Annotated in this window: 17 protein-coding genes and 2 pseudogenes; 3 read left to right on the forward strand and 16 right to left on the reverse strand. The window is 48.1% G+C overall.

All coding sequences use genetic code 11. The annotated features are described in order from the left end of the window. A pseudogene (locus CHL74_RS16370) lies at positions 1–103 on the forward strand (ISAon1 family transposase); the annotation flags it as partial. A 17-nt stretch (positions 104–120) separates the two neighbouring features. Next, complete coding sequence (locus CHL74_RS13015; RefSeq protein WP_254923307.1) at positions 121–552, forward strand: hypothetical protein; 432 nt, start codon at positions 121–123, stop codon at positions 550–552. A gap of 106 nt (positions 553–658) precedes the next feature. Here CHL74_RS13015 and CHL74_RS13020 read toward each other — a convergent pair whose 3' ends face one another. The 7 genes from CHL74_RS13020 to CHL74_RS13050 all read right to left on the reverse strand — a co-directional run bounded on the left by CHL74_RS13020 (position 659) and on the right by CHL74_RS13050 (position 8,429). Then, positions 659–4,054 carry an AAA family ATPase gene (locus CHL74_RS13020; protein ID WP_094881645.1) on the reverse strand — a complete coding sequence of 1,132 codons (3,396 nt, stop codon included), beginning with the start codon at positions 4,052–4,054 and terminating at the stop codon, positions 659–661. Between the two features lie 19 nt (positions 4,055–4,073). After that, the gene (locus CHL74_RS13025) at positions 4,074–5,237 is read right to left on the reverse strand and encodes a metallophosphoesterase family protein (RefSeq protein WP_094881646.1); all 1,164 of its coding nucleotides are present in this window, start codon (positions 5,235–5,237) and stop codon (positions 4,074–4,076) included. 106 nt (positions 5,238–5,343) lie between these two features. Continuing rightward, complete coding sequence (locus CHL74_RS13030; protein WP_094881647.1) at positions 5,344–5,853, reverse strand: Lrp/AsnC family transcriptional regulator; 510 nt, start codon at positions 5,851–5,853, stop codon at positions 5,344–5,346. A gap of 135 nt (positions 5,854–5,988) precedes the next feature. Then, positions 5,989–6,444 carry an ExbD/TolR family protein gene (locus CHL74_RS13035; protein WP_094881648.1) on the reverse strand — a complete coding sequence of 152 codons (456 nt, stop codon included), beginning with the start codon at positions 6,442–6,444 and terminating at the stop codon, positions 5,989–5,991. After that, positions 6,441–6,998, reverse strand: a complete 558-nt coding sequence (locus CHL74_RS13040; protein ID WP_094881649.1) for an ExbD/TolR family protein — start codon at positions 6,996–6,998, stop codon at positions 6,441–6,443. Before CHL74_RS13040 ends, CHL74_RS13035 begins: the two co-directional genes overlap by 4 nt. Positions 6,999–7,016: 18 nt before the next feature. Then, positions 7,017–7,523: a hypothetical protein gene (locus CHL74_RS13045; protein WP_094881650.1), complete on the reverse strand. Its 507-nt coding sequence runs from the start codon at positions 7,521–7,523 to the stop codon at positions 7,017–7,019. Between the two features lie 42 nt (positions 7,524–7,565). Beyond that, positions 7,566–8,429: a MotA/TolQ/ExbB proton channel family protein gene (locus CHL74_RS13050; RefSeq protein WP_254923309.1), complete on the reverse strand. Its 864-nt coding sequence runs from the start codon at positions 8,427–8,429 to the stop codon at positions 7,566–7,568. Positions 8,430–8,601: 172 nt separating this feature from the next. Between CHL74_RS13050 and CHL74_RS13055 the strand changes: the two genes are divergently transcribed. Continuing rightward, positions 8,602–11,322, forward strand: coding sequence for a 3'-5' exonuclease (locus CHL74_RS13055; protein ID WP_094881651.1), 2,721 nt, complete (start codon positions 8,602–8,604; stop codon positions 11,320–11,322). 33 nt (positions 11,323–11,355) lie between these two features. Here the strand turns inward: CHL74_RS13055 and CHL74_RS13060 are convergent, their stop codons facing one another. The 9 genes and pseudogenes from CHL74_RS13060 to CHL74_RS16375 form a co-directional block, all read right to left on the reverse strand. Continuing rightward, complete coding sequence (locus tag CHL74_RS13060) at positions 11,356–14,499, reverse strand: efflux RND transporter permease subunit (RefSeq protein ID WP_254923308.1); 3,144 nt, start codon at positions 14,497–14,499, stop codon at positions 11,356–11,358. 4 nt (positions 14,500–14,503) lie between these two features. Next, positions 14,504–15,559, reverse strand: coding sequence for an efflux RND transporter periplasmic adaptor subunit (locus CHL74_RS13065; RefSeq protein WP_094881652.1), 1,056 nt, complete (start codon positions 15,557–15,559; stop codon positions 14,504–14,506). Positions 15,560–16,419: 860 nt separating this feature from the next. Next, positions 16,420–16,707, reverse strand: coding sequence for a winged helix-turn-helix domain-containing protein (locus CHL74_RS13070; protein ID WP_176452265.1), 288 nt, complete (start codon positions 16,705–16,707; stop codon positions 16,420–16,422). Then, the gene (locus tag CHL74_RS13075; protein WP_094881654.1) at positions 16,704–17,330 is read right to left on the reverse strand and encodes a hypothetical protein; all 627 of its coding nucleotides are present in this window, start codon (positions 17,328–17,330) and stop codon (positions 16,704–16,706) included. Before CHL74_RS13075 ends, CHL74_RS13070 begins: the two co-directional genes overlap by 4 nt. A gap of 246 nt (positions 17,331–17,576) precedes the next feature. After that, a complete protein-coding gene (locus CHL74_RS13080; protein ID WP_141241338.1) occupies positions 17,577–17,801 on the reverse strand; it encodes a hypothetical protein in 225 nt (74 codons plus the stop codon). A 37-nt stretch (positions 17,802–17,838) separates the two neighbouring features. Continuing rightward, positions 17,839–18,558, reverse strand: coding sequence for a membrane lipoprotein lipid attachment site-containing protein (locus CHL74_RS13085; protein WP_141241339.1), 720 nt, complete (start codon positions 18,556–18,558; stop codon positions 17,839–17,841). 27 nt (positions 18,559–18,585) lie between these two features. Further along, positions 18,586–20,403, reverse strand: coding sequence for a DUF262 domain-containing protein (locus CHL74_RS13090; protein ID WP_176452264.1), 1,818 nt, complete (start codon positions 20,401–20,403; stop codon positions 18,586–18,588). Between the two features lie 35 nt (positions 20,404–20,438). After that, positions 20,439–21,842, reverse strand: a complete 1,404-nt coding sequence (locus tag CHL74_RS13095; RefSeq protein ID WP_094881657.1) for an ATP-binding protein — start codon at positions 21,840–21,842, stop codon at positions 20,439–20,441. A 110-nt stretch (positions 21,843–21,952) separates the two neighbouring features. Continuing rightward, positions 21,953–22,055 (reverse strand): annotated as a pseudogene (locus CHL74_RS16375) (ISAon1 family transposase); the annotation flags it as partial.

Below are 22,055 nucleotides of genomic sequence, written 5' to 3' on the forward strand. Positions count from 1 at the left end.
TGCAGAATCTTTCAATGCAAAAGTCAAGCATTTCAGAGCACAACTTCGGGGTATCATTGACAAGAAATTCTTTCTCTTCAGACTAACAAGATTGTATGCTTAATCCACACACTTTTTCAGGTGAGCCTACTTTTCCTCGTAGTTTTGTTTGGCTCTTATATGATCTTTACAGATTCTCCTTTCAGTGATCTCTTGGATGAAGAAACGGGAGGCTTTATTTCTGGAGCGTTCTTTCTCGCATGGGCACTTATCTGGTTTGCCATAGGCAAGCACTACAGTCGTGACTATGAGCTTAAGAAACAAGCATTCATAAAGAAGTACGAAGCGATTGATGGGAATATTGTACGTTCGATGTTCAAGAAGGCTTATTTCTCAGATATAGCACGTATGTTGTCTCGGGTGTTTTTCATTGCCGTGCCTTTCTATGTTGCGGCAAACGTGAAAGACACTGTGACCTTAAGGAACTGCATCTATATCGGGATTCTGATGATAGCTTCCATTGCTTTGTATGGCTACTATAAAAAGAATGGCACAAAGGAGATTACGCTATAGTTAAAAACAACGAAACGACATCGGTCAAGCAAAGGCTATTCACTGAATGATAGCTCTTTGCTTGACCGATGTCGTTTAGTCTATTCTCTTATGAGAGATTTGCTTGTCATGGAACAATCTTGATTTTGCTGCATGAATTGTTTCCTTCTTGATTCACCTGAATCTGAACGGCGATGCGTTCCTGCAGTTCCTCCACATGCGATATGATGCCGACGTGTCTGCCCGACTTGGAATGGAGAGAGCGGAGGGTCTCTACGGCTTTCTGGAGAGGCTCGCCGCTAAGAGTGCCGAAGCCCTCGTCGATGAACAGCGTGTCTACCTGCCATTGCTGACCGATGTCGCTCAACGCAAGAGCCAATGACAACGACACGAGGAAACTCTCGCCGCCGGAGATGGTGCTGGCTGCACGCGAGACAAATCCCTGATAGGCATCCTCAAGAGAGATGACGAATGTGCCAGGCGTGACCTTCAGCGTGTAACGGTCTGTCAGTGTGCGCATATAGCTGTTGGCAGAATGGATGAGGCTCGAGAGGACGTAACTCTGGGCAATCTTACGGAATGTGCTACCCGAGGAATTGCCAATCAGCTGGTTCAGACGCGACCACTTATGATAGACTGCCTGCTTCTCTTCGGCTTCCTTAACAAGATTGCCCAACTTATGCTTGTTCTCGGCGTCGGTCTTAAGTTCTTGCTTGATGGATCCGGTCTCCTCGCCAATCTCGCCAAGAGCTTTCTCGTAGCCGTCGATGCGTTCGACGATGTTTTCGAGCGTGTCGTCCTCCTGCAATTCAGGCTTCTTCTGCTGATGATCGGTTTGCTGTTTGGTGGCGTTGTCAAGCAAGGTTCTCTTTGCAACGACATCATTTCTGAACCCTACAATCTCTTTGTTTACACCTATAATGTCGCTCGACTTGTATGCGTCGAGTTCGGACAGACGCTCAGCCGACAGACATTTGTTGCTTGCAAGAAACGCGTCGAGCTTCGTCTTGTTGGCGTTGTAACTCTCTTTGGCAGAGTTTAGCGTCGTGAGAACAGCAGTAAGCGAATTGCTTGTCCGGTTGGCTTTGTCGAGAAGGTTGTCCACCTTTGACGCAACCGCAGCCTCTGTCATCTTCCAAGCAGGCATAACCTGCGTTATTGACTGCGTGACGTCGGTAACATTATTAATGTATGTCTTTGCATTGTCGAGTCTTGTGCGGAGCGACTGCAGTTTCTGGCCGTTCGCCTTGTATGTCTGGGCTGCCATGTTAAGAGCATCGCCAAAGGCTTCCGGGTTTTCGTTCCAGTCAATATCCCACTCGCCGACAACAAGTTCGCCGACTCTTTGTGCGGCGCTTTCGGTTTCAGCTTTACGTGTGCTTATCAGAGTCTTCGCCGTATCTATCTTAGCTTTGCAATCGCTGACAGCCTTTTCAGCTTTCTTCATGTCTTCAGTCAATGATTGTAAGCTCTTTCGCTTTGCGTCCAAATCCTTGCGAAGCTTCTTTAAGGAATTTTCCTTCTGTTCCCCGTCTTTTATCTTACCGTCAAGGTTGTCCTTGCGAATGGTGGTTGAAGCTTCCAATGCGTCAAGATTGGATCGGGCTGCATCGTCAAGCTCCTTCAAGCCACAAGATCTGCAAGCCTCCGCAGCTTTCGCTTCGGCATTAGCAACAGTCTGGTCCTTGTCGAACGCTTTTACGCCTCGTTCGTAAGCCTTTGTCTCAGTCTTTATTTCAGCCTCAATCTTGTTCTTGTCTTCCTGCAATCGTCTGTAGTTCTTTTCTGCTTCATCGTACGATTCCTGCAAGGTGGCGACAAGAGCAGAGAGCGTTTCTTCGTGGGGCAGTTCCGAATTGATCTGCTGACGGCAGACAGGACAGATGTCGCCCACATGAAGTTTCTGACGTAAAGACGATGCGAACTTGTCGATGGTGTCTTTCTGCTTGTCGAGATTCTCCTTGCAGACATTCATCTTCAGTTCGGCGTCATGGATGGGAGCGTCCATTGCTGCCAGTTTGCTCTTCTTGGCGTTGATGGAAGCCAGCTGTTCAACGAGATTATTGCGCAGTTCTTCTCTTTGCTTCTTGCTCTCAGCCAATGTTTCGATACGCTCCTTGGCAGTCTTTATGTTCCTCAAGAGTTCCTTGGCAGCTTCGCACTCTGATCGCAAGTCGGAAAGCTTAATCGCTGCGATATCCTCCTCCTGCTTCGTTACGTCCTTTTCTGCTAAGCCTAACGCTTCGTTTGCCAGTCGCACCTTATCCTCTATGGTCTTTAAAGCGGGCAACAGTTCGTCGTTGAGTGTATGGTTGTGGCTGTCTATATCCTTTGTGCTCTTCACGATGGCTTTACGTCCCTCGCTTATGCTTTCCAGCAGACTCACTATGGTCTGCGCATTCTCATACACCGAAGCCTTGTCCTTCTCTTTGTCGAGAAGCATGTCAATGGCTTTAATCTCGTCAGACAAGTTGGCTATCTCCTGTTCGGCAAACATTCGTCCGCCAAGAATGACAGCATATTCGGCAGCCAAGCCTTCAAGTTCTTTTTCCTTCTTATTAATAATCTTCGAAGCATCAACCGCCCCCGTCATCCATGCGCGGGCATCAATAGTGGAGTTCCACTCATTGACAAGCGTTTCCTTCTGCTTGAAAGCTTCGCCCTCAACTACGGCAACAGCTTCGCGCAGTCGATTTGTGGCATCAGTGACTTCTTTGGACAAACGCTTGTCTGTGTCTATCCAGTCCTGCTTGTCTTTATCCTTCTTTTGTGCCTCTCTTATTTCTTTCTGCTGACGTTCAAGTTCAGCCATACGGCAGGACCGCTTCTCTATCTCCTCGTCGGACAGAGTGTGCATGCTGTCCACGATAAGCTTGGCTTCGGTCCACTCCTGCTTCCTTAGTTCGGTCTGTTCGTATATCTTTGCACCAATTTTAGAGTAGACATCCACACCGGTAATCTTCTCAAGGATTTCAGCTTTCTCGTCGTCCTTGCTGTTGAGGAAACGGGTGAACTCGCCCTGAGCCAACATCGTGGTACGACAGAACTGGCTGAAGTCGAGACCTACAGCAACCTTCAGCTCGCTTCTTATTTCGGCATCCTTAGTCAGAGTGGTTCCTGAGTCAAGATTCTTCAGTTCCCAAACCTTGTTCTGTATTGAGCCGGTTATCTTCTTATACGCACGAGCCACAGCCCATGTAGCCTCGTAGCTCACACCGTTGCTGCCCAAGAACGTCAGTCGTACATGAGCCTCGGATGTGTTTCTGCGCATAAGCAGGCGAGGGTCGTCAATCTTCACCTCCCTTTTAGCATCGATAGTGGTTCCCTGCATCTTCGTGCCGTCTAAACGGGGAGTGTCAGCATAAAGAGCCAAGCAGATGGCATCGAGAATGGTGGACTTTCCTGCGCCCGTCTTACCCGTTATCAGGAACACCTCGCTGCTGACCAATGGTTCTGCCTCGAAGTCGATAACCGCATCTTCGATAGACGCTATATTGTGGATAGTAAGTTTCTGAAATTTCATAGCAACTTTTTAAGCGTTTTTACTTTCTTTCTTCCTCTTTCAGTAAGGCAAGAGTCTCCCTGAAGAGTTCCTTCATGTCATCGTCAAACTCTACGCCGATGTCTTCGGCATATCTCTCTGCGATGTCTATCGGTTTCTCCGTCTTGAATTCCTGCACCGACATCACCTTTGCCTCTCTGCGGTCTTTCTTAAGGCGATGAGTGTTGATGACACAGAATCTGCACTTCTTGCCTTCAGTAAGAAGCAAAGCCTCGGCATTGGCTTCTACGGGAAGAAAATTGTCAACCTCAACATTCAGACGTATATACGCCTCAATGTCATTAGGGAAACCTTCGAGCAGGTCCTTTGCGTCTTCCCATGTAGCAACGCCATCTTTAGGCAACGTGACCAATGGACGATGAGTCTGTATTTCTATCTCCTTCACGACAGGTTCCTCACCATGTTTGTTTAGTTCAACAATAGATACGGAATGCTGATAGTTCTCATCGAAACTCACAGGAATAGGCGTTCCTGAATATCTTACACGATGATGACCTCCACGAACAAACTGGGCATGATGGATATGTCCCAATGCAAGATAGTCGTAGCCCGTACCCATATCCTCCAAACTGTGCGAGTCAATACCGCCTACAACGTATTCAGAAGCATTCTCATGACCCGTAAAATCACAGCCGCTAACGGTGGTGTGAGCGGTCATAAGTACGGGTAGGTTGGCTTTGTTTCGTTCAGCCACAATGTCAAGCAAGTCCTGAAAGAAACCGTCAGGCATATTCCTTTCGTTGACATAAGGGACGGCAATGACATAGCCTTGTCCTGGAATTTCTATAATCAAATCCTCCTTGTTATTAGCGTCAACGCTACCGATGGTATACACCTTCAATGCTTTCCAAGGCGTTCTGAATATGTCATGCTTCGTGCCGCTGTCATGATTGCCCGCAGTTATGACAATGGTCATATCAGGATTGGCATCATGTATCTCCACCAAGGCATTCGTAAACATAGTCTGAACAGACGCAGACGGCTGTGGTGTGTGATAGACATCACCACAAAGCAGGAACACATCGGGCTTCTCCTCTCTCACTATATCGACCATCTGAAGAAGCATAGCCATCTGTTCCTCCGTTCGATCGTAATTGTAAAGCGTATGACCAAGATGCCAATCGCTTGTATGTAGTATTTTCATTTAGTTGGGTATTATATTATAGTGTTACGTTGATAAACGAAAAATGTCCAGCTCTATGTCCGCTTGAAATTGAAAGTCGGAACATTGAACTGGACATTATGTTTATTTATTCAACTGTTTCTGGTTCATCGTCATCATCATCGTCGTCTAATGGAATATCGTCGATGGGAACCTGACGGTTGATGGCTGCATTGAACGAGATGACCGTCTCAGAGCGTGACAGTCCGAGGGGCTGCAGCTTGTCGTGGATGACGTTAAGCAGGTGATGGTTGTTTCGGGCGTAAATCTTGATGAACATATCGAAGCCTCCCGTCGTGTAGTGACATTCCACTACCTCAGGAATCTTACGCAGTTCGTCCACCACGTCATCAAACTTGGCGGGGTTCTGCAGATAGAGTCCGATGTATGCGCAGGTCTCGTATCCCACTTTCTCCGGGTCGATAATGAATCGCGATCCCTTCAGAATGCCGAGATTGGTGAGCTTCTGTATGCGCTGATGTATAGCGGCTCCGCTGACATTGCATGAGCGTGCTACTTCAAGGAATGGTATACGGGCGTCTTCTGCGATAAGACGGAGGATTTTCTTGTCGAGTAAATCTAAATTGTGATGTGCCATTTGCTATAGATTATATTTATGTTGCAAAGATATAAAAAATGTCAGAAACAGCAACGATATTTAGCTGAAAAGTTACAATCTGTTATTCTCTTGTATGCTTTTTAATATAATATTGTTCTTTATTTCAACAATATTCTACTCTTTCCTCTGTTCTGCCGAATAGCTAATCCTCCTGACATCAGCCTTGCGTAGCGCCTGCTTCACGCTTGTGATTAGCGACATGGGCGTTTGGCGGTCAGCCTTTATGGACACCATCATGTGCTCACGGTCTTCAGCCGACATGCGATTACGCTCGTCTGTCATATATCCGGCTATGTCGGATGGCGATGCCAGCTTGTCGTTGAGCTGTATTCTCTGCGTGCTGTCCGACTGCTGGCTGAGGGTTCCGATATAGACGTAAGACACTGCCGACTTCTTTGTGAGGCGTGTCAGTTCGGTTCCCTGCGGCACGGTGTAATGCACCTTCAGCGTCACCTTGCGCATGTGTGTCACTACGATGAAGAAGAAGAGTATGGTGAAGATGAGGTCAGGGAGCGACGAAGTGTTGAGTTGCGGTACGCCGCGCTTGCCTCTATCGAATGATTGTCTCATATCTCACCTCCTTCCTTTGATGCGTTAGCCTGTGCGTCGTCGGTTTCGTAAGTCTCGGCAATGTGCTGCGGACATTTCTCTCGCACGCTCTTCTTTTCTTCTTCGGTGCAAGAGGCGTAGGCGTGATGATACATTTTCTGAGCCAAATCGTTGCGCACCTTATTATATGCCGCCACAATTTCGTCCTCCAACTGGAAGTACGTGTTGTATCCGGCTTTGGGATTGGCATCTATATATATAATGTGGTCTGACGCACGTGGCGTTATGAAGCGTGCTATCTTCTCACGCAGTCCCTTCACCTCTACGGTCTTGTCGTTCATCGTGATGGTGTTGTCCGCACCAATCTTGAACGACAGCGTGTTCTCACGACTCACCTCCATAGCGTCCGACAGGTCCTCTTCTTCGTTGTCAGCGGGCGGCAGTTGTCTGACCAGTCCGCGGTCGATGTCCATAGAGGACGTGACGAGGAAGAAGGTCAGCAGCATGAACGATATGTCGGCTGTTGACGTGGTGTTGAGTGATGGTACTGTATGTTTTCTGCGTTTAATGAGCATCGTCTCTTGGTTTTGTTCTTACTTTTTCCTGATGTAGCGTGTGGCTCCGAAGACAACGGCTGCTGCCGCTGCAACCATCATCACCAACGACGCTCCGACAAACATTCCTGCCATGCGAAGCCAGAATGTGTCGGCATAGCGCTCGCCGTTAATGGTCAGCGGAGTGGTGTCGCTGAGGAGGAAGCAGAGGAGCATTACGGCTGCGAAGCCTCCTGCTACGCATAGTGAGATGCGGCGAGCTGGGACGTTATTGACAACGCGGTTGGCGTCGCTGTTCTTTCGCACGCTCCTTATCAGTCCCCACGTCATGAGCGCGACGGCTGCTATGGTGAGGACAATCATGAAGCTGACGAGCACGCCGGTAAGCAGCGGCGCGTTATATTCGGGGTCTTCCTCGTAAGGCATATCGTAACCGATGAGCCAGAAGAGGATGAAGAGAACCGCCGAAAGAGCCACGATGACATAGAATATGCGGCTCGATATCTGTTCTGTGGTCAAAAGCCGCCAGTCTGAAATCTTCTTCATAAGTGTGAATTTGAATGATGTTGAGCGGATTCTATGCGCGTCTTACTTCTTATACTTCAGAATGGAGTCGAGCAGGGTGATGGCGCTTTCCTCCATCTGCGATGTCAGATGGTCCACCTTTGAGAGGATATAGTTGTAGAAGAGTTGCAGGATGAGCGCCACGATTATACCGAAGATGGTGGTGATGAGCGCCACCTTCATACCCGCAGCCACAATGGTAGGGTTGATGTCGCCAGCCAGCTGAATCTGCTCGAACGCCATGACCATACCGATGACAGTGCCGAGGAATCCGAGTGACGGTGCCATGGCAATGAACAGCGTAATCCATGAGCATCCTTTCTCAAGGTTGGCAGCCTGCACGGTGCCGTAAGCAGCCACCGAACGTTCGATGTCTTCGATGCTGGTGTCGATGCGGAGAAGGCCCTGATAGCATATTGAAGCCACCGGTCCGCGGGTCTCGCGGCATTGTGTCTTGGCGCCTTCGATGTCTCCTGCCTCAATCTTCGCGTCTATCTCCTTCATGAATTTCTTCGCGTCAATCTCCGAAAGGCTGAGATATATGATGCGCTCAATGCAGAAAGCCAAGCCGAGAACAAGGGCTATGGCTACGAACGACATAAACGAAGCTCCACCTTCTACGAACTTCTGCTTCAGCACTCTGTGGAAACCACCGCTCTCTTCCGGCGTTATCTCCTCTGCATCGAGGGACGAAACGGTGTCGGTGGCAGCCTCCAAAAGATTGGCTGAGTCGGCAGCAGCTGCTAATTTTGCGTCCTTAGCATTGTCGGCTGCGGTTGTAGTGTCTGCTGCCGTAGCTGCGGTTGTCGGTTTGTTGGGGGTGGTGTTGGGGGCTGAATTTACGTCTGTAGCGTAACATAAACACATGGCAAGTGTGGCTATGCCCATTGCCAGTCCTCTGTGTTTCAGAAAAAATCTTGTCATATTCTTTTTATATTCAGATTGTTCACAAGCTGCAAAGTTACGTATATTTTGGAATGTAGCGTAAGAAAGTTGTTGAAATTAAGGTGCGTCAACATTATTTTCTTTACTTTTGCAGCATTATTCACCAGTATATAATATGCAACAATCGTTTGTTCCAGACCCATGTCAGGCTGAAGTGATAGCAGCGTGCGGTGGTTTTCATCTTGTGCTTGCACCTCCGGGATGCGGCAAGACACACATTCTTACAGAACGCATACGTTATGCCCACGAGAAGGAGGGCGTGGCTTATGAAGACATGTTGTGCCTGACGTTCACCAATCGCGCCGCCCGTGGTATGATGGAGCGCATCGCTGGCAACATCACGGACGACGGCGTTGAGAATGTCTTTGTGGGAAACGTCCATCGTTTCTGCTCCAAGTTTCTCTTCTCCAACGGCGTCATACCTGCTGAGTCGAGTGTCATTGACGAGGACGATGGCATCTCCATCCTTGCGCGTTTCGCTGGTGAGGACGAGTATGTCGTGCTCTCCAACTATGCCAAGCGCCGCGAATACAGCGATGTGTTCCACCTTGAGAGCATGATGCATCAGATACGCCACAATTATCCTAAGGACCTGCGTGTTCATCCGGAATGTATCAGTCCGAGCGACATGGCTGCTCTTCGACGCATCTGCGAGGTGACGAAGCGTCCGTTTGACGCTGAGGCTATGACGGACATCTATGACCATCCCGACACTTATCGCGACATGCTTCAGTCTGACACCACCGACTATGGTGAGCGTCAGAGCATTCTCTCGCTGCTGCGCAAGATGACGCTTGCGCAGCAATATCGCGGATATAAGCAAGAGAACCGTCTGCTCGACTTCCAGGACCTGCTTCTCCTTACCTACGACACGCTTGTGGCTGATGCGGAGACCAAGACGTACAAGCGTTATCCTTGGATTCAGGTGGACGAGGTGCAGGACCTCAATCCGCTTCAGATGGCTCTCATAAAGCTGCTCACCTCACGTCCTTTCCACACCGTTATGTTCCTTGGCGACGAACAGCAAGCCATCTTCTCCTTCATGGGAGCCAAGATGGACACGCTCTCTGCCATCAAGGAGCGCCCGGCGTGCCAACTCCATCATCTTTCGGTCAACCATCGTTCGCCGGGTTATCTCCTCGACATCTTCAATACGTATGCGGCGGAGGTGATGAACATCGACCCTGCTTTGCTGCCGGAAGTGGGCGGAAACCATAATCTGACGTTGACAGGAAACGAACTCAAGATTATCTATTCTGACAACTTCGACCAGGAGGTTCGCGACTGCGTGCAGTTCGCTTCCATGCTCAGCACCAACTTCCCTGAGTCGACAACAGCCATTGTGGTGAATGCCAACAGCGACGCCGAGGTGCTCAGCCAAGAGCTCCATCGTTGCGGCATCGGTCATTTCAAGGTGTCGGGCACGGACGTTTTCTCTACGCCGGAGGTGAAGCTCCTGCTTGCCCATCTTGGCGTGCTCAACAATGAGTTCAGCTTTATGTCATGGTCGCGCCTGGTGAAGGGACTGCGAGTGTACGAAGGCAATGCCACCGCCCGCGGCTTCGTAAGGGCATTGTTCGACCGTGCCATCCTTCCCTCCGACCTCCTGCGTTACGACGGCACCACCACTTATCTCAGCCGCTTCGTCCGTCATTACGAAGAGGACACCATCGTGGTGTTCGATACGGAGACAACCGGACTGAACGTCTTTGAGGACGACATCCTTCAGATAGCCGCCGTGAAGATGCGTGGCGGCGAGGTGGTGGAAGGTTCGGCTTTCACCGTATACATTGAGACTGACCGTCCCATACCGTTGATGCTCGGCGACATCCCTAATCCTATCATCGAGGAGCGCAAGCATCACACGCTGCTCTCGCATGCCGATGCTCTCAGACTGTTCATGGAGTATGCTGACGGTTGCGTGCTGCTCGGACATAACGCCGACTACGACTATAATATTCTCGATTTCAATCTCCGAAGATATCTGCCCGAATCAGACCTGCAGACTTCCCATCCCGCTTATCTCGACTCGCTGCGCCTCGTGCGTCTGCTCCATCCCGAACTAAGAGAGCACAAGCTGAAATATCTGCTGACGGCGCTTGGGCTGGAAGGCACCAACTCGCACCTTGCCGACGACGACGTCAACGCCACGCAGAACGTGGTGAAGCATTGTTACGGCAAGGCTAAGACGAAGCTGGAGGAGCAGCAGCGCTTCCTTACGGACAAGCGAGTGGTGCAGCGTGTGGAGACGTTCCGCCGCAACTATCGCGACACGTATCTCTCCGCCCTCTCACGTCTTTACGATACGGACGGCGCAGACACGCAGAAGCCAGCCCTCGTGACGGAGATGCTGCGCTTCTACGACTATGCCGTTAAGGAAGGATTCGTGCTGGAGGTGGATGCTTTGCGCTACATCGTGGCTTATCTCTCTGCCGACATGATTGACGCAGAGGCGGAGCCTTCGCTCTACGCCCAGCTGTGCAGTCACATGATGGAGATAAGCACGCTGAAGGAAGCCGACCTATGCGGAAGCGGCAGCCTTGGCGAAACCATATTCGTTACGACCATCCACAAGGCGAAAGGCTTGGAGTTTGACAATGTAATAGTATTTGACGCCATTGACGGACGCATCCCCAACTTCTACAGCCGTGGCAATCCCCGCCAACTGGCAGAGGACGCCCGCAAGTTCTATGTGGCTCTTTCGCGTGCCAAGCGCCGCCTCTACGTATCGCAATGCCTTCACCGCATGGATTATCATAACATGCCGCACGAAGTGTTTCTCACGCCGTTCATGAAGCCCCTAGCCAAGTACTTCAAGACCGAAAAGTTGTCATAACTCTGAAAACTCCAAACTCTCAACTCTCAACTCTCAACCCTCAACTTTCCTCAGGCTATACTCTCCGTGCTTGTCAAACACAATCCAGTAGAGAATGGGGAGGACTGTCGCTATGAGCACCATTGAGATGAGCGTACCGAAGAAAATCACGGCACCCATCGGCGACCATAGCGTATTGTTCTCAAGCATCATCGGCAGTACGCCCACCGAGGCTGCTGCCGATGTGAGGAAGATGGGGCGCATGCGTCGTTCGCCGGCTTGGAAGGCGGCGTCGCGAACGGACAGTCCCTTGTCGCGGCGAAGCTCCTCAGCATAGTCGAGCATGATGATGCCGTTGCGCACGAGGATGCCCATAAGGCTTACCACGCCAAGCACACACGTGAGGCTGACGTCATAGCCCGTTATGCACAGGCCGATGGCAGCGCCGAAGATGCAGAGCGACATTGAGGAGAGATTCACCAATGCCAGGCTGATGCGCTTGAAATGGAAGAGGAGGATGAAGAAGATGATGAGCACCGCAATCATCACTCCCGACATCACCTGCGGCAAGGTCTCGGCGTCCTTCTCCGGCATGCCGCCCATTTCCCATTTAAGGTCCGGATGGCGTTCGGACAGCTCTTTGCCAAGCTTGGCAGCCAGCTTGTCAGCGTTATATCCGCGCATCGGTTCGCCGATGATGGATATGGTGCGCACGCCGTTGCGTCGTACGATGCTGCCGTCATGCCATGAGGGCGTTATCTTCGCCAATTGACGAAGAGGCACGCTCGTAGTTCCTCCCATTACGGGTATGTATTCGTTAGCCAGACTACTGTCGTTCTCCGACTTGAGCACCATCTTTACAGGATAGTCGCCCTCCCAAAGCGTCGATATCGGCAGACCGTCGCCGAAGTGAATGGCAAGATTAGCCGAAAGGATGGTCTTGTTCACGCCAAGGCGGTTGGCTTCCGTATAGTCAGGCGTGACGCGGATGCTTGGCAGCGGGTCCTCAAAGTTGGTCCTGACCAGATGTATTCCCTCTATGTCGCGCATACAGGCGCTCACCTGCCTGGCAGCCTTCTTCAGATCGCTGATGCTGTCTGCGCTCACCCTGATCTCGATGGGGTAGGTGGCAGAGTTATAGTCCATCTGCTTGAAGCGCACACGGCAGTCGGGGAAGTAGTCAGAATAGCGGTCTGCATACTTGTTGAGCACCTTGTCTGTGGCGTCGTTGTCCGTGGTGTTGACAATGAACTGCGCGAAGTTAGGACCGCCAATCTGCGGTGCGTAGGTGGTATGGAAGCGTGGCGATCCTTGTCCGATGAACGTCGTCACGGAGGTTACCAACGGGTCGCGCTGCAGGATGTGCGCCATCGAGTCAGCCACTTGTGCCGTCTTGTTGGCGGTGGTGCCGTTAGGAAGATAAAACTCCACGGCAAACTGGTTGCGTTCGGCTATTGGCATCATTCGCTGAGGCAGACCGGCGAACAGCACGGCTCCTATTGCCACCAATGCTCCGCCCGTCAATAGCGTGATGCGTGGATAAGCGAAGCAGCGTGTCAGCAGCCATGTATAGCCCATCTGCAGATAGTCGAGCGGCTTCTTCCTTGCGTTAGGTTTCGGACGGCTGTTAATGCCCTTGTGTATCACTCTGTATTGCAGGTAAGGCGTGAGCAGGATTGACACGGTGAGCGAGATGCTCAGAATGATGAACATCGCCCAAGGAAACGACTTTACGAAGTCGCCCATGTCGCCGTGCATCGTTATGAGGAAGGGGAAGAACGTCAGCGAGATGCTCAGCGTGGCGGAAAGCACGGACATGAAGAACTCTCTCGGCGCGGCTATGGCGGCATGCCAGCGCGACATGCCCTGGCCGAGCTTCTCCATGTAGTTGTCGATGATGACCACGGAGTCGTCCACCACCATGCCGAGCGTAACGATAAGGGCTGCTAAGGTGACGGTGTTCAGCTCCATCCCGAAAAGATAAAACAGACCCACCGATGAGAAAATGGTGATAGGGATGCTCAGAGCCGACACCTCTGCCACACGGCGCGGCATCAGCAATATTACGACCACGATGACCGATATGACCGACGTAAGAAGCTCGCGTAGGAAATTGAGCACCGACTCGCTCACCACCTTGCTCTGGTCCGTAATGGTGGTGATGCGTACGTCGTCCGGCAAGGTCTGCTCAAACTCGTCCAGCGCCTTGTGTACGTCCTTTCCCATCTTCACGATGTCGTTGCCGGGGCGCATCTCTATGGAGAGCAGCACACACTTGTTGCCGTTGCTCTCGATGTACTTGTTCTGCTTTGGATATTCACGTGTGATGTGGGCAATGTCCTTCAGTCGGACGATGTTGCCCTTAGGATCGGAATAGACTATCTGTTCTGCCACGTCACGCTCGTTATTGTACGAGTCGTCCACGTGGATGGGCAGGCAGAGATTGCCCGCGTCGAGGCTTCCGCTCACCGTGGTGAAGCCCTGCAGAGCCAGCTGGTTGAGTATCTTAAAAGGACCTGTGCCATACTTGGCCAGCTTGTTCTGGTCCAGATAGATGCTTATCTGCTCGTTCTGCAGTCCGTATGTGCGTAGGTTGGATATGGCGTCAATGTGGCGCAGCTTGTCCTTCAGATTGTCAATGTAAGTGTTCAGCTCGCGATACGTCTTCTGCTTGCTCTCCATCGTTATGAGCAGGGCAGAGGTCTCGGCTATGTCGTCCACGGCTTGCAGGGCAATGACGCCCGACGGCAGCGAAGCCTTGAAGGTCTGCAGGCCGTGCTTGAACTTGCTCCAGAAAGCGTCCTTGTCCTCCACGTTGTCGTTGAGTTCGAGGAAGACAATGAGCATGCCGTCCTTGCTCTGCGTGTATGTCTTCTTCTTGTTCACCTCCTTGTAGCCGAAGATGAAGTTCTCCAATGGCTTTGCCACGCGCTGCTCCACCTCTTCGGAAGTGGCGCCGGGATAAACAGCCACGCAGGCTCCCTGACGAACCGTGAACTGCGGCATCTCCTGCTTCGGCATCAGAGCCAGTCCCATAATGCCGAGAAACACGAGCATACCCATGAGCAATATCACGATGTTGTGGTTGCACATGGCAGACTCGATGAACGAACGCTTTATCACCCTATTTGGTTTTCTTGTTATGCGCCGCTTGATATGGTCGCGCATAGCAGTATTCTCCTTATCCGTCTTCTCCATATCCTTATTTCTCCACATTCTTTTGTGTGTTCACCTTCATGCCTTCAGACACCTTCTGCTTGCCGTTCACAATAACCTCGTCGCCAGCGTTAAGACCTGAGAGTATAACGACGTCATTGCCTTCGAAGCCTCCCGCCTCCACGGGCTGCTGATGAGCCTTGCCCTTGACGACGGTCCACACGAAGCGCGAGTTGTTGACGTCCAGCTCTATGCTTTGGGCTGGGACTGTGATGTGCGACGAGGCAGCCCCACTGTTGAGCACCTTGGCGTTGCAGACCATACCGGGGAGCAGACGCCTTTGGCTGTTGGCGATGCCCACCTTTATTTCGTAAGTGTGTGATATGGGGTTGGCGTCGATGCCTTTCTCGGATATGGCGCCAATAAACTCGGCGTTGCCCAATGCGGCAACTGTTATCCTTACCTTGTCGCCGATGTGGAGATGCGAAATCTCTGCCTCGGGTACGGATATCTTGGCGTTCACGTTGGTGACATCAGCTATCTTCAGAACCGGTTGACCTGGAAGTACATACGTGCCAAGGTCGGCTTCCTTTGAGGCTATCACTCCGCTGAACGGGGCAGTGATGGTGGAGTGGGTGAGCTGTTGTCTGGCAATGCCTTCAGCAGCCTTCGCCTGCTCCAGCTTGCTCTCTATCTCCACCCATCGTATGTCCGATATGGTTCCGGCTTTGTGAAGAGGAAGAAAACGGCGGTAGGCGTCCTGCGCCTGATGTAGCGTGGCAAGCGCACTCTTATGCGCTTCCTTCAGCGTAGTGGGGTTGATGGTGGCAAGCGTCTGTCCACGACTTACCTTATCGCCTTCGTCCACACGGATGGAGGTGATGTTTCCGCCAAGCTCGAAGCTGAGCGTCGAACCGGTCTTTTCCTCAATGGTGCCCACATAGTCGTTGGTCTCGCCGTTGGCGTAGCTGCCAACGGTAAGCGTCTCCACCTTCACGGGTGCCTTTTCCGTCTTCTTTTTCTGCTCGGAGCATCCCGTCAGCACAATGCTGCCGACAAGGAACGCAGCAAGCCATCCTCTTAAACAATCAAATTTTCCCATAATATATGTTGTAAAAATCGGCGGTAAAACTACAGTTTTCAACACATATTACAAAGGAAACCTTATGATTTCTTGACCGTATTAAGATTATTTAATCTAATCCGAGTTTTGGGTCAAAATATCCTTGCACATTCCTGAATAATTCAAAATCGCAGGCGAAGCCGAGAACAACTCCTAATTCAAAACTCAAAATTCCTAATTCGGATACTTTCCGCCGTCCGCCATGCAAATATCGTACAAAGAGTAAAAAGCTGTTACAAAATAAAAATTGATTCTAGAGTTCCGGATTGCTGTTTTTACGGTGTTTTGCTGTGCAAACAGCACCCGAGCTTAATAATAGCGCCACTTTTACAGTCCAATAGTGCCACTATTAGAGTGTAAAAGTGGCGCTATTGCATGATAAAAGTGGCACTATTGGAGTGTAAAAGTGGCGCTATTGCACCCAATGATGCTTGTTTTGCTCCGTCATTCATTGCACAATTCTTTTCACAGCAACATAATCAGCTGTATGTCAGCACACTATCGCTGCACGCTCAAAACTCAAGAATTTCGCACCAAAGATTTCTTAGTGCGCTGAACGAGGAGTATTGAGCGTTAGAAATGCAAATATTGTGCATTTCCGCAAATCATATCCTTACGATGCAACAAATGATTGGCTACACCTATATCAAAATAATAGAATCGAGGAGCCTGCACCAATCTGCGTTTCATTGTCTTGGTATAAGCAGGTACACGGAATCCTAAAAGATTGTCTTTGATTCATTGAAACATACAAGCTTTTTGATATCGTATTTGGCATTAATAGAATAATGTCAAATACGAATATCATATAAGTACATACTGCATTCTACAACCGCTTATTACAACCCTGCAAAATACGTCTTCAATGCCTCCACATATTTCATCATGGCATTGCGCCCCGTGTCTGTCATCTTGCAGATGGTTCGGGGTTTTACGCCCGAGCCATCTGTAGTCTTTGATATATAGCCTGCTGTGACCAGTTTGTCCAACTGTACACTAAGGTTGCCTGCCGTCGATTCTGTCTTTTCCTTGATATAGTTGAAGTCTGCTTCCTCTACATTCAGCAGAATCGACATTACGGCAAGACGCAACTGGCTATGTAGTAATGGATCCAACTCTTTCATTATTGTTGCTTTTTTGCTTTGAAGTTAAGGATATGTCCGGGGATAATAAGGGTAATGACAAAGGACAAGACCATCTGTCCCATCTGCATAATACTGATAACTTGTTCACCACAAACAAAGTCGCGAAGCTGTCCTGTGCCAATCACTACACCAAGAAGTCCGCACATCTGTATCGACTTCTCCTTAAGTATCACGCCAGTGGTGTATGTGCCTATACTCGGCAACAACATACCCAACAAAAACATTCCATTCCAACTCCTTACTTCTCCGAAATGTAAAAGGCAGCTAATGGCGTAGACTGCAAACACGGCACTAATAATAGCCCACACATTATTTATAGTGTTGCTTGCATAAGTGCTTGCCACATGACTCTTGCGCTTTGCCTTGTAGGTCTTTATGCCTGAGACTGTGAATCCTGCTATAGGTATGACCATGTAGAGCCAAGCATATCTTGGGTCGTTGGTTGCGAGCAGCATGACGATTACTGCCAACGATATTGCTGCACTAAGGTAGCCCCACATAAGGAAACTGTCACCATTGCCTACAGACAAATCCTTCTTTGTCTGATTTATCATCTGAGTGATAAGCTCAAGACTCTCCTGCTCCGAAATCTTCTTCTCTTCCATTTTTTCTTACTTTATTGCGACACACTTATTGCCTATATCAAACGCGATGTGTCAGGTTAAACACTTAGTTTATTTTATAAACCATCTTTGGAAAAAGAGAAGCAAGGAGGTCGACTCTCACTTGCTTTAGCCAGCATTATTCTCTTCTAACACTAATGATTACGGTTGCAAATTTAGCTTAGTTTATTTTATAAACCAAATGATTTGCAATAAAATAACCGTTATTTAACCTTTGTTCACAATAGATCATAACTTTGCTATTTGCTCAGCAACGTTTAGTGCCATAGCCGTTTCTCCTGGCAGATAGAACATGGCTTTGCGTCTTTGCAGTTCTTCATATAGTTGCAAGGCTTTCTTTTCGTCTTTGTTATGCAACAGTTCTATGGCATAAAGAGCGGCAAGCTTGCATGGCGAGTATTTGCAGTTGCTCGTTGTATATTTTGCCGCTTGTTTAGTCCATAGCTTCTCCACTACGTCTTGTCTGTTCTGTGTTAGCAAATTCCTACTGTCAGAATGCATTTTTTACAGCTTTCATTTCATTTTTCTTTTTTTGCTTTTCTTCCTCCAATTCCACTTTTGTGGGCTTCTTTTTAAACTTTGAATTACTAATGATAATTTCGAATTCATAATGGCTATAATCACTTCCCTCAATAGTGCCAAAGATGTATTTTGTGCCATTATGCGGAGAATCAAAACTCCAACTTATAGCATCGATTTTTTTATCTCCTAAGTTATATGCCGTCATGTCTTCGCCTGTTACAAAGTTAGGCTCTCCATAAATATCTTTAAATCTACCAATAATAGTCGTTACGTCAGATAAGAAATCATCAAAATTAGAACATCCAACAGTTAGTCTGATTTGTTCAAGTGAAGAACAGTCTTTCCCAATAAATTCTCCCCATATATTAAGTAAGCCATTAAGCCCCATACCACTACCAAGGGCAAGCTCATAATCAAAGTCACTAGATAGAGAATTGTCGTACTTGTCGCCGCCTTTAAAGATTTCACTTCTTTTAGCTTCTTTTTGTGATATTCCAAATTTTACGTCTCCCCAAGCGTATAATGCCAAGGAATCCAATTCCTCTGATGAATACTTAGACTTGGTATCTGAAGCCGCAGTGTTTTCTTTTTCGGAAGAAACTTCCTCCTCATGCTTGTCCTTATGTTTGTTACCAGAACATGCAGACAACAATAAAAGAGAGCAAAAAATTACAATATATTTTTTCATGTTGCACTAATTGTTAGTTTGTGATATTCATTCTATCTCATTGACTTCTGCTTCATCAACATAGGATGACTCGTTTTGAATGTCATCAAAGCGACCAGAAACTGGTTTCCCCGTTGCTCTTTCAACCAAATCAAGCAAAGCTTGTTTTCTCTTTTCAAAGTAGGTGTAAAAGTCATCATTCCTTATAGCTTCCACATCTATTTGATGTGATGAAAGATACCTATTCAGGTCTTCTGCTGTGACACCATGATTCCTTTCTATACTTGACAAATATTTACTCGGTGCATATCCACCAATGATACGGTTTGTACGAGCGTATATAGGGGTCTTGTTGATGACGGAGTTCCATAATCCTCTGTCAATATTTGATTTTTCACAATAATTTTGTGGGAATATGTGATGGATGTCTGTTGCTTCTTCCACAAAAGTCGCAAAGTCCATCTCCGTTCCTTTTATAAAGTCAAAGGCATGTTCTTTCAGTATAAGAGCCATAATACCCTTATAGGCGGCACTATTTCTAGTGTATAATTGCTGCAAACGCGAGGCGTGGAAGTTTGAACGGCGAACAGTGTCTGGTTCTGAGGTTTCATCATTCACCCATTCCATAAGTCCCAATATGTCGGTCACATATCTTGTTTCGTTTGCTCCACCATACAATTCACCGAACACACCGCACCAATACCATTTCTCCAATTTCTTTTTGTTGCCAGCATCAAACCAAGCGTTTGGATTGATAGCAAAAATCACAGATAAAGGTATAAGTTGACTTGTATATGGCATGTCCAAAGCTGTGAAAATACGCTGACTTGACAAGAACTTTGCTGCTTCTTTTACTCCAGCTATAAGGCGATTTTTATACTGCTTATAGACTGCATAGGTAAGACGCAGTACATCTCGCTTTTTACATGAAACTGTAGTTCCGCTGTTTTTTCTTTCATAACTAGCCAACAATGCCAAAGCCGTCAGAAAATCCGTTCCTGTAAACGCTTGCTGCCTCTTGTAGTATAGTTGTCTATACGTAGACAAATCTTTCCATATCTCTGCCCAGTCTTTGCGAAGTTCAAAATTGTCAGCTGCGAATGTCGCTGTCACCAGTTCGAAAACAGTAAGTGAAACTCCACCTTGGTTGACATTCTCAAACACTTGACATACGGCTTCCTTGGGAACATCATTGCCAATTTGTATTACTGGTATCTGATACATAGTCATTGGAGCAATGACGGTATCATAGAATTTATCCCAATTATCATCAACCTCATCCGAATTATGATATCTGGTATATCCTCTTTGCCATCTCATCATTTCTTGCGAGTCAAAAACAATATTCAATGGAAATCTATGTTCGGCATACTCCTTTTCTCTCGTTGATAGGTCGAGGCGTATATCACGACCTATATTCTCTTTGACTGTTTTGTCTTCTGGTATAGATTCTACGGCATCTATCCTGTCTGTAAATGTATCAAGACACCTTGGTATGTTGAGATAATAGAAACGTTTAATCGGGTTCTTTTTGCCATCAGTGGTTTCTACGGCCTTCTTACTGTACATAGAACGGTAGATGGATGTGTTACGTTGTTGACCATCGAGAACGAGTCTTTCTGGTTCGACATTCTCCTTGGACTTATCCACTCCTTCAAAAAGGCGATGTTTGAAGTGAATATCGTCTCCACCTGTTTGCAAAAACATAGCAGCACCAATGGGATAACCATTGCTGATACTGGCAATTAGAGCACGGATACGTCCATCCTCCCAAACCCAACCTCGCTGAAAGTCTGGCAGCTGTGTTTTACCTTCGTCTATAGACTTCAGGATGTCTGCTATTGATTCGTTGTTGGAATTTATCATGTCGTTTATTTCTATATTTTTTTTGAACTATGTTTTTACTTTGGTTTTAACATTGAAGACAAACCTTCCAACACCACCCACACTCCAGCATTGTCCGTGCCTTCATGCCTTATGATGCCAGCTTTCTGCATTGCCGACAAGTCTCTCTCAATTGTCCTTGATGTCACCGACAAAATCTCCGACATTTGTTTCGCAGAAACAGAAGGGTTTGAGTGGATAATAGCGACGATAAGACGCTGACGAGCAGTAAGTTTTATCTCCGACATATCTCCGACATTAGTCTCCGACATGTCTCCGACATTTGCTCCCCGTTTGGCTATAACTTCGTCCATCGTTTCGCGCTGAATGATTGCCATCACTCCACCACCTGTTTCCTCTATGGTAGGAAGTGGCATTTTGGCATGTTCAAACTCTTCAGCAATCTTCTTATATCCACGTCCCCATGACTCCACAAAGCCAGCCTTGTAGAACACAGTGGCGATGTTGTGGTTGCGAGGATATGATGAATGCTTTTTCAATAAGTCGGCAGGAGTCAGCTCCTTTGGGAGCAAACCATAGTTCCAAAGTTCTATACTGCGGTCGTAGATGCGCATTTGGATGGCAGGTCCACTGTAATCTTTATGAGCTATCGAATTATATATTAACTCTCTCAACGCCTTTTCCGGCACTTCCAACTGCTCCACACGTTGTAGTCCTTCATAATGGATAGGTGAAAGCAGATACTTTGTGCGGAGTGTGTCCAACACACGACTTGCCATCTGAATGATGTTGCCCTCTATCACGTCTTGGACAATCAAATCACTCTCATCTGTATGGAAACGCCCTATCTTGAACGTAGCAGATGGAAAGAACTGTCCGACATGCTTGCCAAAAAGCAAAATAGCGGCATTCTTCAACTCTCCATTTGACGTGACTAATCCGAGATTGCGCAACACATTCTCCGTAGAAGTGTTGGCTTCTTCCTCGTCCATGCGCCCTGCCTTGATACTGCATTGCAGGAAATAATTGATAGCATTACGATCTATGTCGGTAATCGTTGCTCCTAAAACAGGTATGTCATCCCATGACTGTCCCATCTTCTTCATTACGAACTGTTGCAAGGCAAGTCCTTTCAGCTCCTGCTTGGTTGAGCCGCTGCGGTAGTGGTACGTCCCCTTATAGGCAATAGGCATATTGCTCGGAGCAACATCTATCTCGATGTATTCTTTATCACCTTCGGCAAGCAAGTTGACATCCTCAACAATGCCAAGGTAATTGACAATCTTGTTCGGAATGTCCTCCATCAGTTTCTTGGCATCAGGCAAGCCTATTACTTCCTTGTTGTCGTTCACACCAATGTAGATGCGACCGCCATGCGCATTGGCGAAGCCGCATATCCATTTCAGATATTCGTCTCGCCACGACTCCTTATATTCTATGTTCTGACTTTCGCTCAGCATATTTCTTGATTTTTATGCAAACATAAGCAAATTCCGTCAAGACACAAAAAAATCAAGAAAAAATGTTCAATTCTACCGATAATTTCGGCTCACCTGAAAAAGTGTGTGGATTAAGCATACAATCTTGTTAGTCTGAAGAGAAAGAATTTCTTGTCAATGATACCCCGAAGTTGTGCTCTGAAATGCTTGACTTTTGCATTGAAAGATTCTGCA

This window comes from Prevotella sp. 885 (genome assembly GCF_002265625.1).
Taxonomy (GTDB): Bacteria; Bacteroidota; Bacteroidia; order Bacteroidales; family Bacteroidaceae; genus Prevotella.

What these genes read in the sequence shown, in the direction of transcription:
- CHL74_RS13020 (WP_094881645.1), bottom strand. Translation starts at nt 4,054, where the DNA reads ATGAAATTTCAGAAACTTACTATCCACAATATAGCGTCTATCGAAGAT.
- CHL74_RS13025 (WP_094881646.1), bottom strand. Translation starts at nt 5,237, where the DNA reads ATGAAAATACTACATACAAGCGATTGGCATCTTGGTCATACGCTTTAC.
- CHL74_RS13030 (WP_094881647.1), bottom strand. Translation starts at nt 5,853, where the DNA reads ATGGCACATCACAATTTAGATTTACTCGACAAGAAAATCCTCCGTCTT.
- CHL74_RS13035 (WP_094881648.1), bottom strand. Translation starts at nt 6,444, where the DNA reads ATGAGACAATCATTCGATAGAGGCAAGCGCGGCGTACCGCAACTCAAC.
- CHL74_RS13040 (WP_094881649.1), bottom strand. Translation starts at nt 6,998, where the DNA reads ATGCTCATTAAACGCAGAAAACATACAGTACCATCACTCAACACCACG.
- CHL74_RS13045 (WP_094881650.1), bottom strand. Translation starts at nt 7,523, where the DNA reads ATGAAGAAGATTTCAGACTGGCGGCTTTTGACCACAGAACAGATATCG.
- CHL74_RS13050 (WP_254923309.1), bottom strand. Translation starts at nt 8,429, where the DNA reads ATGGGCATAGCCACACTTGCCATGTGTTTATGTTACGCTACAGACGTA.
- CHL74_RS13055 (WP_094881651.1), top strand. Translation starts at nt 8,602, where the DNA reads ATGCAACAATCGTTTGTTCCAGACCCATGTCAGGCTGAAGTGATAGCA.
- CHL74_RS13060 (WP_254923308.1), bottom strand. Translation starts at nt 14,499, where the DNA reads ATGGAGAAGACGGATAAGGAGAATACTGCTATGCGCGACCATATCAAG.
- CHL74_RS13065 (WP_094881652.1), bottom strand. Translation starts at nt 15,559, where the DNA reads ATGGGAAAATTTGATTGTTTAAGAGGATGGCTTGCTGCGTTCCTTGTC.
- CHL74_RS13075 (WP_094881654.1), bottom strand. Translation starts at nt 17,330, where the DNA reads ATGGAAGAGAAGAAGATTTCGGAGCAGGAGAGTCTTGAGCTTATCACT.
- CHL74_RS13085 (WP_141241339.1), bottom strand. Translation starts at nt 18,558, where the DNA reads ATGAAAAAATATATTGTAATTTTTTGCTCTCTTTTATTGTTGTCTGCA.
- CHL74_RS13090 (WP_176452264.1), bottom strand. Translation starts at nt 20,403, where the DNA reads ATGATAAATTCCAACAACGAATCAATAGCAGACATCCTGAAGTCTATA.
- CHL74_RS13095 (WP_094881657.1), bottom strand. Translation starts at nt 21,842, where the DNA reads ATGCTGAGCGAAAGTCAGAACATAGAATATAAGGAGTCGTGGCGAGAC.